Origin of the sequence: Arthrobacter sp. MYb227, assembly GCF_002975435.1 — a bacterium.
In the GTDB taxonomy this organism is placed as follows: Bacteria; Actinomycetota; Actinomycetes; order Actinomycetales; family Micrococcaceae; genus Paeniglutamicibacter.
In genome coordinates this window covers 213,380-226,879 of record NZ_PCPT01000003.1, presented here as the reverse complement: position 1 = coordinate 226,879, position 13,500 = coordinate 213,380, and the positions used below count along the sequence as shown (strand labels likewise).

Genomic DNA, 13,500 nt, shown 5'->3' with positions numbered 1-13,500 from the left:
CGGGACTCAGGAATCAATCACCACGCAATTAACCAAGTTGGCTTTTCAGTTGAGCAGAACCATAGATTGAACCAGCTTTGCGGCATGATCCCCCGACATACGTTTCATTCGAAGCACCCGCCCATGAATTAGCGGGACTTATTTTCATTTGCTCTTATCAGCTCTTCCAATTCGCGACTTTCCTCAATCGTGGGTACGGTCCTGAATCGCGCATCAAAGACTTCGATCATGTTGAGAATAAATTCGAGTTCGACTCCTTCTGCGTCTGGACCATAGGTTATCTGCCGTTCGGATGCATCAAGCGTGCAGTCGATGCCAATGGAATGAAGAAAGACCGCAAGCTTGTTCATTGCCTCGCGGCTAGAGACATCACGAAGTCTTGGGACGCAAACCCGAATCTTTCTAACGCTGGATTCTTCGCTAGGCATCTGAGCTCCTTCGGACGGGGCAGAGGAATGGCTTAGTTGCCAACTATCGTGGCTACAGCGTACTTCGGCAACCTCTTGAGCAACCTAGTATTCTTCCCATCCAAGTACCACGCAGCGTCTGCCAGAACATGCTCGCGCGGCGAGGAGCACCACTGCGGGTCACATATCTTTGGACATGTCCTACTAGACGGTCAACAATTAATGCATGTCACCGAATGAAGAAGATTTCGCGCTGCTAGCTGTGGCTCCAGTGTTCTCAACGACCAATGTTATGCGCTGGCTGGAACACTATCGTCGACTCGGATTTAGTGTAAAACCACACGACGATAACTACGGGTACGCCTCATTGGATAGCGTGGAGATCCACGTTTCCCATAATCCCGACCACAACCCTCTCACGAGTGCCGGTTGCTCGTTTCTCAATGTAGCGGATGCCGACGCGGTATACGCCAGATGGTCGTTGGTGTCAGGGGGCAATAACGTCAAACCGATCGATACCGACTACGGTATGCGAGAGGGTGGACATATTGATCCCGACGGCAACCTCCTGCGTTATGGGTCCCGTAGCTAGTCTTCCGTTGACCGCCAAACGCACAATTTACCTACGCACTCCCCGAGCTAAAAGCCTAGGTCAATACGGCGTATCCAAAGGCTGTATGACTTGCACTCACCAAAGATTCACCACGGATAACCGAATTTTTGAACCCAGCGCCTATTCTTTGTTTTATGCATGTCACAGCACCTAGGGCTAAAGCACTTGGACGAGCCCTGATCCCCCGCCATCCGGCACAGGCAATCGCCACGGGCTTTGGGCTCACCATTCTGGCCGGAACCCTGGTGCTCATGCTCCCCATAGCAAAAACCGGACCGGGTGGCGCCGGGTTCATTGAAGCGATTTTCACGGCAACATCTGCCGTCTGCGTCACCGGATTAGCCGTTGTTGATACAGCAACCTATTGGACACCTTTTGGGCAGGTCGCAATCCTTGTCATGATCCAACTCGGTGGGTTTGGCATCATGTCTTTCGCTTCCCTGCTCGGTGTGCTGATGGCCCGGCGACTGGGACTCAAATCCAGAATCCAAACGGCCGTGGAAACCAAAAGTACAGGATTCGGCGATGTACGCGCCGTACTTCTCGGGGTCTTGAAGATCACCGCCGGCACCGAACTGGTAATCGCTATTCTGCTGACCTTGCGCTTCGCCATCGGGTTGGGCAACGATTGGGCTCATGCCCTCTGGTTAGGGATCTTCCACTCCATTTCTGCCTTCAACAATGCCGGCTTCGCGCTCTATACCGACAATCTCATGGGATTTGTTGGAGATCCTTGGGTTAGTTTGCCCATCGCCGCGGCCATCATCATCGGCGGACTCGGCTTCCCTGTACTCTTCGAACTTGGCCGCCACTACCGCCGACCACTGCACTGGACCATGAACACCAAACTGGTACTTTCTGGCAGCGCCATCCTCTTGGCCGCCGGCACCATGTTTATCTGCGTACTGGAATGGACCAATCCCAAGACGCTAGGTGCCCTGAGCACCGCCGATAAACTGCTGGCCGGCTTCTTCCAATCAGTGGTGACCCGCACTGCCGGGTTCAACTCACTGGATTTTGGGCAAATGGACCCGGCCACCTGGCTTGGTATTGATGTGTTGATGTTTATCGGCGGCGGGCCGGCCGGCACCGCCGGTGGCCTAAAAATTACTACCTTCGCGGTACTCTTCTTTATCCTGCTCACCGAGGTCCGCGGTGGCACAGCGGTCAACGTCTTTGGCAAACGACTCTCGCGTTCGGTGCACCGTCAAGCCATCACCATCGTCCTATTGGCCGTGGCCCTGGTCATCGGATCCACCATGGCACTGATGTTGATGACTGATATTGGGCTTGACCGACTGCTCTTTGAAACAATTTCCGCCTTTGCCACGGTGGGACTCTCCACCGGCATTACCGCTTCGCTGCCGCCGGCCGGGCAATTGCTCTTAGTGTTCCTGATGTTCGTCGGGCGGTTAGGACCGGTCACCCTGGCCTCCGCGCTGGCGTTACGCGCACGCCCCATGATGTATGAATTCCCGAAAGAGAGGCCACTCATTGGCTAAGCACCATTTATTCACCCCCCGGTCCATGGAACGGATCGCCGAAGCCAACTCGGTAGTCGTGATTGGATTGGGACGCTTTGGCGGGGCGCTGGCCCTGGAGCTGGCGGCCGCCGGCACCGAGGTTTTGGGCATCGACAACGATGAGGACATTGTCCAGTCCTTCAACGGAAAGCTCACCCATGTGGTGCGCGCCGATGCCACCAAGGAAGAGGTGCTGCGCCAACTCTCGGTGCACGAGTTCGACCGCGCTGTGGTCGGTATCGGTAGCGACCTGGAAGCCAGCATCCTAACAACCTCCGCACTACTGCGCTTCAACAAACCCACCATCTGGGCCAAGGCCGTCAGCGCCGCACACGGGCAAATCCTCGAACAGCTCGGCGTGGAACACGTGATTCGTCCGGAACAGGACATGGGTCGGCGCGTGGCACACCTGGTCCGCGGAGCCATGCTGGACTACGTAGAATTCGAAGACGGATTCGCGATGGTCAAGACCAGACCACCGAGGGAAACCGTGGGCAAAGCCTTAGGCGATACCGGGATCAGAGCCAAACACCGTGTCACTATCGTGGCCGTCAAACGACAGAACAGCGAATGGGATCATACGACCACCGCCACGGTGCTACACGAGGACGATGAGATCATCGTCGCCGGGGCCACCGCGGATGCCGAACGCTTCGCCGCACTGCTCTGAGGCAGTCCCCCCCCCTTAGGCCCAATGATTGATGATTGAATGTAGGGATGACTACGCATTTCTACCGACCGGCAGAAGGCCACCGACTCGCCCACGATCCATTCAACGCAATCGTCGGACCTCGACCAATCGGCTGGATTGGCACGCTATCCCCGACCGGCGTTCGCAATCTAGCACCGTATAGCTTCTTCAATGCGTTCTCCTATAAGCCGCCGCTCATTGGATTTTCGAGCACCACGCGCAAGGACTCGGCACGTAACGCCGAGCTCAGCGGCGAGTTCACGTGGAACTTGGTCACCCGGGCGCTCGCCGAGCGGATGAACCAAACCTCGACCACTGCCGAAGTTGATGAATTTATTTTTTCCGGTCTTGAAGCCGCCGATTCTATTGATATCAGCGCACCACGTGTTGCAGCCTCGCCTGTGAGCTTTGAATGCAAGGTCAGCGATGTGATCCCCTTACGAGGTGCGGACGGGAGCGGCTCCCCCGGTGTGCTCACCATCGGGGAAGTGGTCGCTGTACACATCGATGAGGCGCTGATCCCCGATGGCACCTACCAGACGCTTCTAGCCCACCCCGTGCTGCGCGCTGGTGGTCCAAGCGCATATTTCGAGCTGCTGGCCGAGGGCCGTTTTGATCTCACGAGGCCGCGCTAGATCATCAGAAAAGGTCCTCATGGGCAGACAGCTACTTTGGCCTTTAACTCAACCCACCGGCAACCTCATCCGAGGAGCACCCCCTTTTTTGTCTTCTCTTCGATGGTCAGCGGCGTATTGAAGAGACGCTTGCATCGGTCTTCGGTTTTCGATCCTGTTTGAGCCCTGGGGTGAAGACAAGAATGCGAGCTCCCCCCGCACGGGGAGCGGACACCCTCAAGGGTCATTTTTGATGTTTACACCCATCGAAGTACTCGTGGGCTCGCCCTGATTTACGTGCTCTGTTATTGGCGCTGGCAGTGGCTGCCGTCTGGGTGCTATCCGCTACTGGTCCTGCCGTTACTTGGGCCGTATATCTGGCGGCAGGGCTGGGCCTAATACTGACAATGGTCATTGGCCCGCTTATGGACACCCGCTTCGAACACGCCATCCGGGCCGAGCATCGATGAGCGATGGATTCTATGAGCTCGTCCACGTGCCGGCCCAGTTGCGTGCGTGTTCCATCCTGGCCGAGATCGCTGAAGTTGAATTTGGAGTGGTTTGAGATTCGCTTGGGCTGAGCGACTCGGCACTCAGCAAGCATCTGCGCGTCCTGGAAAACGCCGGATATGTCTCTCGACGCAAGGGGATTGTTGATACGCGTACACGGACATGGATCAGCCTAACTAAAAGTGGTCGCGGTGCATTTCGGACCCTTGTCGGGGCTCTGCGAGCCCTTGCAGCTAGTGCAGATATTCCAGACAGCTACAATTAGTGCTCCCTAATTAGTCTTCCGATACCACCATCCCGCGTGAGGTTCCGTCTTCAGGACCGGCTATATGAGGCATAGGCGACGTTGCGTAACAGGTTCAAGCCCCCTTGGGCGAAAACACATCGCACTGGGGCCAAAGCTGGATGTTCCCCCCCTCACACCCTGTTACTTGGCCAATCTATTTCTATGCTGGACCGCTCTATCCACCGTGCTACTTCTCATGTCGTGGATCGGTCTGAATCCCTGGGACAAACCAGCCGGTTACTACCAGAAGCAGATTCCTGCTCGCCAGAGAATGCTCGTCGTAGCTCTCGCGGTTCCCCAAATCGCAGCGCTAACGGCAACTCGATCCATCTTTGTCGCCCCACGGAGTCGTCCCAAGCTGATTGGTGCCTTGGTAATCTTGCTGCTACTGCAGCCATTTAGTTCTGCTGCGTGATCGGACTTGACGCTGTAGAGCGTGCCAAAACCCATGCAGAGCGCTACGGAAACTGACCAGTAAACACTGACTCATCCGCCTGCCAGAAATGAACGAACCAGCTTCGATCACCATATTTTACGATGTTGATTTGGGTTGCTTGGCAATCCTCGGCCCGAGATCCGCAGGCCAAATCTCTTTCCGGAGCTCATCCGCAAAGGGGCTTCTGACTCGTCAAGGTGAGCCCCTCGCCTCTGTGTAGATAAGGGCGCGCTCAACTGGGTCAGCCAACGGACTCGAGCGTCGACCAAGCAACGTCTATTATGCAAAGACCGCCCTCGGTCTCCCGGAAAAAGATGTCTCCCGGAAAGCGCGTTCCGGGCACAGCGCCGTCGGGGAGCCCCTCCAAATTGATGTTCCACTGAGGGTTAAGCTTCGCTTGTTCCTCCCAATAATCGGCGAAAAACTTTTCCGGCTCGCCAGCAGAAAGTCCTGACCAATCGCTAGGAACCCCGAGATTCGACACGGAATCCGTGCAGACACTATCCGAGGCTTTACCCGAAGCCAAGTCGCCCACAAACTTCTCGGTCGTTTGAATCACCTGGGCTCCAGCTTTCCCCCAGATCAATGCATCAATTGAGCAACCAGTGAGCATCACCGAGAGTGCTGCAACTGAAAGTCCGCAAACCGCTCTGCGAATCAACGTCATTCTTCAAATGTATCGCGCAACCCATCGAGCCGGCGCATACACGGTCGATACGACTCCCGTACATCCACCGAAGTCACCGCCATATTCTCCAAGAAGGAACCCAAACATCAGCAATAAATAATGTCGCATGCCGCCGCTATCCACCTGACACGACCTCATGCCGGTCTGCCTGCGCAACCTCTATGAGTAGCGCTACCTGGCCAGCGCTTCGCATTCGACGGGAATCTTCGGCTTCTTGGCAATGATCGCGGAAGTGATGGATCCCAGCACTAGGACGACTCCCAGTAGCTGCAGTGGGGTGAAGCTCTCCCCCGCCACCGCCCAGCCAAGCATTATGGCCACGACAGGGCTGAGCAGTCCGAGGAATGCTGTGGTGCTTGCGGGAAGCTTGGAGATGCCTCGAAACCACACGACATATGCAAAAGCGGTGCCAACCAGGGAAAGGTAGGCATACCCACCAAGGTTTGACGCCGTCAGCGCCGTCGAGGGAAATCCCTCACAGAAGAGCATGACCACCAGAAGGGCGAGCCCACCGGCAATCAGTTGCCAGGCGGTGGTTGTCAACGGCGGGGCGGGTTGCCCCCACTTTTTAGAAAGCACGATTCCCGTGGCCATCGAAAGAGTACCGCCGAGAGCAGCCAGGACACCAACAGCATCAAGGCGAGCCTGGGCCTGAAGGGTAATCAGAGCAACCCCAAACACGCCCGTCAAGCCCGCTACCACCACACGAACAGTCAGGCGTTCATGAAGAAACTTGCTGGCCAATAGCGCAACAACAAGCGGCTGAATGCCGCCAACTATCGCTGCGACACCGCCCGGCAGCCGGTAGGCAGCAATGAAGAGCAACGCAAAGAACGCCCCGATATTGAGAATTCCGAGCACCCAGGACTTCCACCACCAAGAGCCGCTTGGCAACTGGCGGCAAACTGCTAGAAGCAGCAACCCAGCGGGAAGCGCACGCAATGTCGCTGCAAGCAGCGGGCGATCCTCGGGCAGAAACATGGTTGTCGTCAGGTAGGTGGTGCCCCACAGCATTGGCGCAAGGGCGGTGGTCAGGATTAAGAGACTTCTTTTGCTAAGCACTTAGCTATTTTAGCTAAGTGCTTAGCAAAAATATAGACTTGCACCATGACAGATCAAGTAGACCGCATCCTTGAACAGTGGCACCGGGAAAAGCCTGAGCTTGATGTCTCCCCGATGGCAGTCATTGGCCGCTTAAGCCGCGCGGCGCTTTCTATCGAATCTCGACTTGCTGGCACCTTCGCGGAACACGGCCTGGATACATCGTCCTTCGACGTGCTCGCGACACTGTTGCGCAACGGCACCCCATACAGGCTCACCCCGGCAGAACTCGCGCGGGAATCAATGATCTCCACGAGCGCGGTGGCACAACGTTTGAATAAAATGGAAGCGCGCGGACTCGTAACACGTGAGTCAAACCCCAACGACGGCCGCGGCACGCTCGTTTCCCTCAGTAGAGTGGGGAAAGAACTCATTGAAAAGGCCCTTCCAGACCACCTAGAAACAGAACGCGCCATCTTGTCGCCGCTGAGCAGTGAAGAGCAAGCAACCCTAGCGTTACTCCTTAGCCGAATTGGCGGTACTGCGCTCTAACCAGAATGCGATCGCCATCGCGAGGCAGGTCGGCTTTTCTCTCCTTTGCGGGCGTAGGCTCGGAGCAAAGCCGATGTTGCACGAAACTGCTAGAACAGTTTCCACCAGAGAACACATATGCGAAATTTATCGAGGGTGTTTGGTTTCTGAACCGTCAAGCGTTCTTTGAGTTGAGGAACGAGCACTTGAGACCAAACGCCCAGCGCTTCCATATGGCTACCAATGTTTTCCTAGAATGGAAATCCCATGAAACTAATTCACTGCTTTGAGGTTCCGTCGGGACGAGAAGACGAATTCCTTGCAGGTTGGCACAAACTGACTGCCGGCCTACAAGGGGCAGACGGCTACTACGGTACGCAGCTGTTCCGTCAGGCCGGCGATGTCGGCAAATTTGCCTTCATCAACTCTGGCGATTGGCGTGATGAAGACGCTTGGCGACGAGCTGTCACTTCGGACGCTTTCCGGGCCGAATTGGCTCCCATGGCCGATTTCAAGGGCACCCCTGGACTTTATGAGATGGTCTACGAAGAAGTTTTCCCCAGGCCATAACCCGAGCACAGGGCAGGACTAGGGCCCAGAATCCACCATAGAACCTCAGCTGGTGGATCCCTTAGAGTCGGTCAGCACCAGGTCCACATGGCTAACTCCGAGTCGAGTTTGGCCGGGTCACTGCGTAAACCAGAACAGTAAGTCCCGTGATAATCAGGCCAAACCCCAGCATGCCGAGCTGCGCTATCGAAATGAGAAGCGCACTGGATAAGAATCTTGCTGCCAATCCAGTGAAAGATCTACCTTGTCCGCTGTTTCACCGAGAATAAATTTCGGCTGTTCCAACGCCACTCCAGTGGGAGAAACATCAACAGCGTTGTCATCCTGAATCGGAGGAGCCTCAGCGTTAGTTTGCTCCGCTGTTACCTAAATTTAGCAAAAACGCGTACAGGCCCAACACTGAAATCGGCTCCTTCGGTCAGCCCCATGGACTCATATAAGGCACGCTGTTGTGGTTCGTCGTCTGTGATGAGTACCGTCTGACGTACGTGCTCATAACGCTGCAGTACCTGCTCGAAAAGAGCACGCCCCCACGCCTGTTCTGTGAAAGTCCGGGCGAACCAGGATGTCCTAGAAATAGCAGATTGTTGCGTCATCGGAAATCGTCCGCGCTAGGCCCACGAGCTGGCCTTCCTCCGTCCAGGCAGAAACGACAAACGCCGAACTCCTAATTGCCCGGATGAGCACCTCTGGGCTCTTGGTGTAGGCGGTCCAACCCACCGAGTTGTACAGCGAAAGGATAATTTCTGAGGCTGTAGACAACGTGTACTGAGACATGGGGCAAGCTTCGCACAATGGCTAATCAACCGCATGTTTATGACCGGTTTTGAATCCCGGTCACGTTCAGCGCTAGAACACGGCATCTTCAAGAAGTAAGAACTGTACAGTCAACGAGCAGATCTATGGGGTGCGCAAGACCTTGACCGGATCCGAGTGGGCGGCGTAGGTGGCCGGGACCAGGGCACTGGCACCGGCAACAACCAGTGCCAACACCACGATGCCCAGACAAAAATCCAGCGGCGGCAGAGAACCAGCCCGGGCGGCAAGCCCCATTCCTACACCCATGCCCAAGACCCCTCCGATAATGGCCGGTATCAAGGTGCGCAGAAGCATAAGCAAAATAATGTTCGCTCGCGTAGCGCCAAGCGCACGTCGCCGGCCCAAATCCTTGCGGCGCACCAAGATATCGGCAAAGACGACAATCCCAACCAATAGGGCACCAATACCCAATGCCCCATAGAGCAACGTACGCCCAAAGGATCCAAGGTCGCCAACAATTTCGTCATGTAATTGAGCCAGTTGAAGAGGCGAACGGACAGAGATCGATTCGGGATCGGGCAGTTCACCGAAGAGCCCAATGACAGCGCGCTGTGCGCTTGCCGCCTGGGCTGCGTCTTTGAGGACAATGTGCAGGTGGGTAGCGCTGCTACCGCTTGGTGCACCGAAGATCAGGCCGTGGGCCAGATCCGTGAATGGTTCGCGAGCGGTAAAGGAACCCACAATTGTATAATCAATGGGCACGGTGGAATCTGCAAGACTTGCCGATCCAATGGGCTGTTGCAGACCGAGTTTCTTTAATGCCGTACCGGAGATCAAGGCTTCACCGGGGCCCGGTAACCGCCCGGAGTCCAGTACCGCCACCGTTTCAATATCTCCCACTATGGGCCAGGCCGGAATCGGGTCTCCCCCGGCACCAATGACCGTATTATGCACATCCACCGGGGATTTGATGCCCACGGCCCGATCCGTCACCGAGAGTCGGGAGGCCATCGAGATTAGTGAGGATCCAATAAGATCCGCCCCACGTTTGTCGGAAAGTACAAGCTCCCTGGCCCCGGCCGAATTGATGCGTTCGGCAACTTGTGCCTCGGCCGCTGCGGTGCGCCCAACCGTAGAGATCGTCATGATGCACATCGCCGCAACAATCAGGCACACCAGCGCGGACGGAACTTTGTTCGCCCACGTGGTGGCCAAGGCCTCACGCAATAGCGCCAAGTGAGTCACAGGGCCAACACCTCATCTGCGCGACCGATCACGTAGGGATCATGAGTGGCAATGACCACCGTGCGCTTGCCTGTTCCAGCAATACTGGAAAGCACATCCAAGACTCCGGCAGCATTGGCTGGGTCAAGATTTCCAGTGGGTTCATCGGCCAGCACCACGGCCGGATTATTGATCAGGGCGCGTGCCACAGCTACCCGTTGGGCTTGCCCGCCGGAGATTTGTCCGGGTTTATGCTCCGCACGCGCCCCAACCCCGAGTTCTTCTAGAAGTTGGGCCGCACGCTTGATGGCCGTGGCGCGTTTGATTCCTGCATACATGGAAGGTTCAATCACCGAGTCCAAGATGCTCCGAGACGGATCAAGGGCCGCGTCTTGAAAGACGAATCCTAGTTCGGCGGCCCGGACCCGTGACCGAGCGGCATCAGGTGACGCCGATTGCCCGAGTCCATGCAAAACAACCTCTCCACGGGTGGGAGTAAGCATCAGGCCCAAGATATAAAGCAGCGTTGATTTACCGCGACCCGATGCGCCGGTCAGGGCGGTGACCTTACCTTCGGTAAATTCGTAATTTAGCCCGCCAAAGAGTTCTTCCCCGTCCGGTGTATAGCGGAAGGCTAGATTTTGGACACTCAACGCGCTCATGGTGTCTTAGTGCTAACTTCAAGGACGCGGACCTTGGTTCCGGCTTCCAAGCCATCGACGATCACTATGCCTTGGCCGCTGGCCAGCACCTTGACATGGGTCGGTCCGGATTCCGTGGTCACCTGGGTTTGCCCGGAAGGATCAGTGGTAATGGCCGCGGCAGGTATGCCTATGCCGCTGGTGGCGGGCACAACTATCACCTTTGATCGTAGGGTTACGTTGCTACCGGAGGGCAGTTCCGTGCATTGCGCGCCGCAAACCTCCCCACCGTCCTGGGCGCTAAGAGTATGAACTATATTGCCCGTATCCTCGTTTGAGGTTTGGGCAATGACTGATTTCCAGATTGATTTTTCGTGTTGGACTTCAACCACAGAATCCTGCGGGATCATTGCGGCCTGTTCAGCTGTCAATGACAGGGTAAAGGTTCGTTTGCCACTGGCCGCCATGACAGCATCTTCTCCCCCGGCCAATTGTTTGCCCGGGCTGATGGCTTCCGAAAGGTCAATCTGGGCGGGAAGCGAAGAAATTGCTACCATTCGGCCCAACTCGATGACCCCGTCGGGTTTCTGTCCCGTCGAGGTTTGCCAGGCCTTGATGGCCCGTGCAGTTCCCGCATCATAGGAACTATCGGGTGTACCGGTGAAGAAGTTGAGCGACTTGAGGAAAGCTTCAACTTGTTTCACGTTTTGACCCGAGGATTTCGGCGCTATGTCTTGGTAAAACGGGGTTGACCCTTGGATGACATGCACGTCTTTGCCGGACACTGAATACAGCTTGTCGCCCGACTTTTTCTCACCTGTGTCCACCGCGGATACAACCCCGGTGAGGTGATTGCTTGCCACGACGCGAACCGGCTGTTTGACGGTGGTCGAGAGGTTTAGAGCCGAGCCAATGGATGAGTCTTCGGCCTGGATCCAGATGCTTTGTTCTACTTGATCCGTGGCTGCTCCACCGCCCACAAGTGTCGCACCAATCGCCCATCCGGTCGCACCGGCGGCAATGGCAACACCCAGTCCGGTGCCCATAAACCTCAACCATCGCTTGTTGCTTTTTCGATGCAGAGTCCTAGCTCCCATAGAGCACCTCAGAAGGTGGCATGCTCGGGCAATCCGACTCTCTGGCTTTAACGTCAATCGCATCGATGTTGGCATCGTCGTAGGGTGTCCACTCTGCGGTTCCTGTGACGATGCCTTCCACATAGGTTTCCTCACTGGGCTGCTGACCGGTTTCCAAACCTAAATTCTGGAGGCATGGGATCAGTTCGTCCCGGAAGTAGGCGTAGATGATTCTCAGTTGCGTCCGGGTGAAGGCCTGGGCGTAGCGTAAATCCTTAGGGTACTGGATGCTACAGGTATAGCTAGCTTCGGCGAGCGCCTCATCTTGATCCGACACGCTCAACGTCTGGACTGAGCCGTCGGATTCAACGGTGCTGGGGAAGCCCAAATCAGTCAGGCATTTGGCCTTGACATTGGCCCATTCTTCTTCGGTCACGTAGCGAATTCGTTCCACCTCTGGCCATGAGTTAAGACCGCTCATCTTTTGTGCCGACTTAACGTAATCGTCCCAGGTGTATTCGGCGTAACCGCCATTATCGAGCGGATCGTTTGAGCTGCCGGCGGATGAGGGCTGCGGAGATACGGTATTGACCGCAGCTGCTGTGGCCGTTGCCGACGGAGCTGAGGAATCGACGCCCGTTAGCGGCCCAGCGGTGCAAGCCGCCAAAAATAGGGGAAGCGTAACGGCCAGAGCAACGATCTTGGGTCGAACCATTTTTCTCATTCGGGCATGTTCCTATTTCCGCAAGGCCTCAACGGCGGGACCAGAGTCAACTCAATAACGCTCTCCACCACCGGGTTTTCAAAAATGTGATGAATGTTACGTGAGGCTTACTATATCCAAAGTTCGTCACTGAACTGTTTATCCGCGCCCCATGTCGCATGTTTGGAATTAGTGGCCGCAAAGGACTCTTCTGCTCGGCCACGTCGTTGAGCATTCACAAAGAATCCGGGCTGCAATAAATTGGTGCAGAAGAGCCATCGCTGTGCTCCACGCAATACGGAGCCTTTTATACCTTCCGCTCACTTTGTTACCCATAAAGTACTGGATAGAGCAGGCTTATCGAGAACTAAACCACTGAGCGTTCCGGCGGTCAGGTAACTATGCCGCGTTGGGATAGCGTGGAAGCTTCCAGATAGTAGTGTGCCCATCCACGGCACTAAGGTGGTGCCATGACAACGATAATTTCGGCTCCGTCTGATCTCATCATCGCTAACAGTGACGGCATCAAAATTCGCTTCGCCGGCATCGAACCAACGTTCATATTTCCACCAGGCATAGGCCACGGGTCTCAGAATCGCGGCATCACAGTACATTTTCAGGGTGTAACAAGTTCCGAGACCATAGACCGAAACCATCACTATCTGGCCGAAATCGAAAAATGGGCTAAGCAAAGAGACCTCCATGGCACCGCTGATATGGAGCTGCTTCCAAGGATGCCAGCAGTTCCAGTCCTCGAGCGTGTACAAGTAGAAGTCTCGGACGACGTTGGTACCGAATACCGCTGGGCCGGAGGAAAGATTGCGGGTACCGGGTCAGAGTGGGAAGGAAGCTGGGGTTTCATTCCAGAGCCGCCCTCGAATGCGCGGCTCCTAACTTTGGCTTTTACCCTTGATGGCGAACCCACGGGGAAACTCTGCCAGCTGCAGTTGAAATAGGCCTTTTCCTCGCGAAAAGAAACCACTATCAATGCGGCACATAGCGTCGATCTAAGAGTTCCTTACGTAGCGATACAAGTTATCGAACGCTCAGAATCATTCCAGCTTCCAGCACATAGCTAGTAGTAGAAAAGGAACCAGCGAAATTGCTGGCAAGTCTTCACTATTTACGCCTTGGTAAATTCTCTTCGACCTCAACTGGCCGTTTTCACGATCAAGGCACCGGTTCGG

At 55.7% G+C, this 13,500-nt stretch carries 18 protein-coding genes and 1 pseudogene; 10 read left to right on the top strand and 9 right to left on the bottom strand.

Annotated elements, in window-relative coordinates:
* Window positions 1-128: 128 nt before the first annotated feature.
* Window positions 129-428: a hypothetical protein gene (locus CQ018_RS08535; protein WP_105549566.1), complete on the bottom strand. Its 300-nt coding sequence runs from the start codon at window positions 426-428 to the stop codon at window positions 129-131.
* Window positions 429-633: 205 nt separating this feature from the next.
* Between CQ018_RS08535 and CQ018_RS20280 the strand changes: the two genes are divergently transcribed.
* The 7 genes and pseudogenes from CQ018_RS20280 (at window position 634) to CQ018_RS19840 (ending at window position 5,059) form a co-directional block, all read left to right on the top strand.
* Complete coding sequence (locus CQ018_RS20280; protein ID WP_146111856.1) at window positions 634-999, top strand: hypothetical protein; 366 nt, start codon at window positions 634-636, stop codon at window positions 997-999.
* A gap of 155 nt (window positions 1,000-1,154) precedes the next feature.
* On the top strand, window positions 1,155-2,522 hold the full coding sequence (locus CQ018_RS08530; protein WP_105549565.1) for a TrkH family potassium uptake protein: 1,368 nt from the start codon (window positions 1,155-1,157) through the stop codon (window positions 2,520-2,522).
* A 25-nt stretch (window positions 2,523-2,547) separates the two neighbouring features.
* On the top strand, window positions 2,548-3,213 hold the full coding sequence (locus CQ018_RS08525; RefSeq protein ID WP_181149829.1) for a TrkA family potassium uptake protein: 666 nt from the start codon (window positions 2,548-2,550) through the stop codon (window positions 3,211-3,213).
* Between the two features lie 47 nt (window positions 3,214-3,260).
* Entirely contained in the window at window positions 3,261-3,869 is a 609-nt protein-coding gene (locus CQ018_RS08520; RefSeq protein WP_105549564.1) for a flavin reductase family protein, read from the top strand.
* A gap of 299 nt (window positions 3,870-4,168) precedes the next feature.
* Window positions 4,169-4,318 (top strand): hypothetical protein, encoded by a 150-nt coding sequence (locus CQ018_RS20055; protein ID WP_181149802.1) that lies wholly within the window; start codon window positions 4,169-4,171, stop codon window positions 4,316-4,318.
* A 104-nt stretch (window positions 4,319-4,422) separates the two neighbouring features.
* A pseudogene (locus CQ018_RS20470) lies at window positions 4,423-4,623 on the top strand (transcriptional regulator); the annotation flags it as partial.
* A gap of 217 nt (window positions 4,624-4,840) precedes the next feature.
* On the top strand, window positions 4,841-5,059 hold the full coding sequence (locus CQ018_RS19840) for a hypothetical protein (protein ID WP_146111855.1): 219 nt from the start codon (window positions 4,841-4,843) through the stop codon (window positions 5,057-5,059).
* Between the two features lie 262 nt (window positions 5,060-5,321).
* Here the strand turns inward: CQ018_RS19840 and CQ018_RS08510 are convergent, their stop codons facing one another.
* Together CQ018_RS08510 and CQ018_RS08505 are read right to left on the bottom strand one after the other, a co-directional pair.
* A complete protein-coding gene (locus tag CQ018_RS08510; protein WP_105549563.1) occupies window positions 5,322-5,747 on the bottom strand; it encodes a hypothetical protein in 426 nt (141 codons plus the stop codon).
* A 192-nt stretch (window positions 5,748-5,939) separates the two neighbouring features.
* Entirely contained in the window at window positions 5,940-6,830 is an 891-nt protein-coding gene (locus CQ018_RS08505) for an EamA family transporter (RefSeq protein WP_105549562.1), read from the bottom strand.
* A gap of 45 nt (window positions 6,831-6,875) precedes the next feature.
* On the opposite strand from CQ018_RS08505, the gene CQ018_RS08500 reads away from it, so the two are divergent.
* Together CQ018_RS08500 and CQ018_RS08495 are read left to right on the top strand one after the other, a co-directional pair.
* Window positions 6,876-7,361 carry a MarR family winged helix-turn-helix transcriptional regulator gene (locus CQ018_RS08500; RefSeq protein ID WP_105549561.1) on the top strand — a complete coding sequence of 162 codons (486 nt, stop codon included), beginning with the start codon at window positions 6,876-6,878 and terminating at the stop codon, window positions 7,359-7,361.
* A 246-nt stretch (window positions 7,362-7,607) separates the two neighbouring features.
* Window positions 7,608-7,910: an antibiotic biosynthesis monooxygenase gene (locus CQ018_RS08495; RefSeq protein ID WP_105549560.1), complete on the top strand. Its 303-nt coding sequence runs from the start codon at window positions 7,608-7,610 to the stop codon at window positions 7,908-7,910.
* A gap of 570 nt (window positions 7,911-8,480) precedes the next feature.
* Here CQ018_RS08495 and CQ018_RS20465 read toward each other — a convergent pair.
* The 6 genes from CQ018_RS20465 to CQ018_RS19835 all read right to left on the bottom strand — a co-directional run bounded on the left by CQ018_RS20465 (window position 8,481) and on the right by CQ018_RS19835 (window position 13,017).
* Window positions 8,481-8,687, bottom strand: coding sequence for a hypothetical protein (locus CQ018_RS20465; protein ID WP_258142465.1), 207 nt, complete (start codon window positions 8,685-8,687; stop codon window positions 8,481-8,483).
* A 123-nt stretch (window positions 8,688-8,810) separates the two neighbouring features.
* Entirely contained in the window at window positions 8,811-9,914 is a 1,104-nt protein-coding gene (locus CQ018_RS08485) for an ABC transporter permease (protein WP_105549559.1), read from the bottom strand.
* Window positions 9,911-10,555, bottom strand: coding sequence for an ABC transporter ATP-binding protein (locus tag CQ018_RS08480; RefSeq protein WP_105549558.1), 645 nt, complete (start codon window positions 10,553-10,555; stop codon window positions 9,911-9,913). Before CQ018_RS08480 ends, CQ018_RS08485 begins: the two co-directional genes overlap by 4 nt.
* On the bottom strand, window positions 10,552-11,580 hold the full coding sequence (locus CQ018_RS08475) for a peptidoglycan-binding protein (protein WP_181149801.1): 1,029 nt from the start codon (window positions 11,578-11,580) through the stop codon (window positions 10,552-10,554). Before CQ018_RS08475 ends, CQ018_RS08480 begins: the two co-directional genes overlap by 4 nt.
* Before the next feature lie 40 nt (window positions 11,581-11,620).
* Entirely contained in the window at window positions 11,621-12,334 is a 714-nt protein-coding gene (locus CQ018_RS20050) for a hypothetical protein (protein ID WP_181149800.1), read from the bottom strand.
* A 299-nt stretch (window positions 12,335-12,633) separates the two neighbouring features.
* Complete coding sequence (locus tag CQ018_RS19835; protein WP_146111854.1) at window positions 12,634-13,017, bottom strand: hypothetical protein; 384 nt, start codon at window positions 13,015-13,017, stop codon at window positions 12,634-12,636.
* Window positions 13,018-13,047: 30 nt separating this feature from the next.
* On the opposite strand from CQ018_RS19835, the gene CQ018_RS20275 reads away from it, so the two are divergent.
* Complete coding sequence (locus tag CQ018_RS20275; protein WP_146111853.1) at window positions 13,048-13,269, top strand: hypothetical protein; 222 nt, start codon at window positions 13,048-13,050, stop codon at window positions 13,267-13,269.
* The last annotated feature ends 231 nt before the right edge of the window (window positions 13,270-13,500 follow it).

Bases quoted from the DNA above. Each gene is read 5' to 3' on its own strand.
- CQ018_RS08535 (WP_105549566.1), bottom strand. From the start codon at position 428: ATGCCTAGCGAAGAATCCAGCGTTAGAAAGATTCGGGTTTGCGTCCCA.
- CQ018_RS20280 (WP_146111856.1), top strand. From the start codon at position 634: ATGTCACCGAATGAAGAAGATTTCGCGCTGCTAGCTGTGGCTCCAGTG.
- CQ018_RS08530 (WP_105549565.1), top strand. From the start codon at position 1,155: ATGCATGTCACAGCACCTAGGGCTAAAGCACTTGGACGAGCCCTGATC.
- CQ018_RS08525 (WP_181149829.1), top strand. From the start codon at position 2,548: ATGGAACGGATCGCCGAAGCCAACTCGGTAGTCGTGATTGGATTGGGA.
- CQ018_RS08520 (WP_105549564.1), top strand. From the start codon at position 3,261: ATGACTACGCATTTCTACCGACCGGCAGAAGGCCACCGACTCGCCCAC.
- CQ018_RS19840 (WP_146111855.1), top strand. From the start codon at position 4,841: ATGTCGTGGATCGGTCTGAATCCCTGGGACAAACCAGCCGGTTACTAC.
- CQ018_RS08510 (WP_105549563.1), bottom strand. From the start codon at position 5,747: ATGACGTTGATTCGCAGAGCGGTTTGCGGACTTTCAGTTGCAGCACTC.
- CQ018_RS08500 (WP_105549561.1), top strand. From the start codon at position 6,876: ATGACAGATCAAGTAGACCGCATCCTTGAACAGTGGCACCGGGAAAAG.
- CQ018_RS08495 (WP_105549560.1), top strand. From the start codon at position 7,608: ATGAAACTAATTCACTGCTTTGAGGTTCCGTCGGGACGAGAAGACGAA.
- CQ018_RS20465 (WP_258142465.1), bottom strand. From the start codon at position 8,687: ATGTCTCAGTACACGTTGTCTACAGCCTCAGAAATTATCCTTTCGCTG.
- CQ018_RS08480 (WP_105549558.1), bottom strand. From the start codon at position 10,555: ATGAGCGCGTTGAGTGTCCAAAATCTAGCCTTCCGCTATACACCGGAC.
- CQ018_RS08475 (WP_181149801.1), bottom strand. From the start codon at position 11,580: ATGGGCACCGGACTGGGTGTTGCCATTGCCGCCGGTGCGACCGGATGG.
- CQ018_RS20050 (WP_181149800.1), bottom strand. From the start codon at position 12,334: ATGAGAAAAATGGTTCGACCCAAGATCGTTGCTCTGGCCGTTACGCTT.
- CQ018_RS19835 (WP_146111854.1), bottom strand. From the start codon at position 13,017: ATGGAGGTCTCTTTGCTTAGCCCATTTTTCGATTTCGGCCAGATAGTG.
- CQ018_RS20275 (WP_146111853.1), top strand. From the start codon at position 13,048: ATGCCAGCAGTTCCAGTCCTCGAGCGTGTACAAGTAGAAGTCTCGGAC.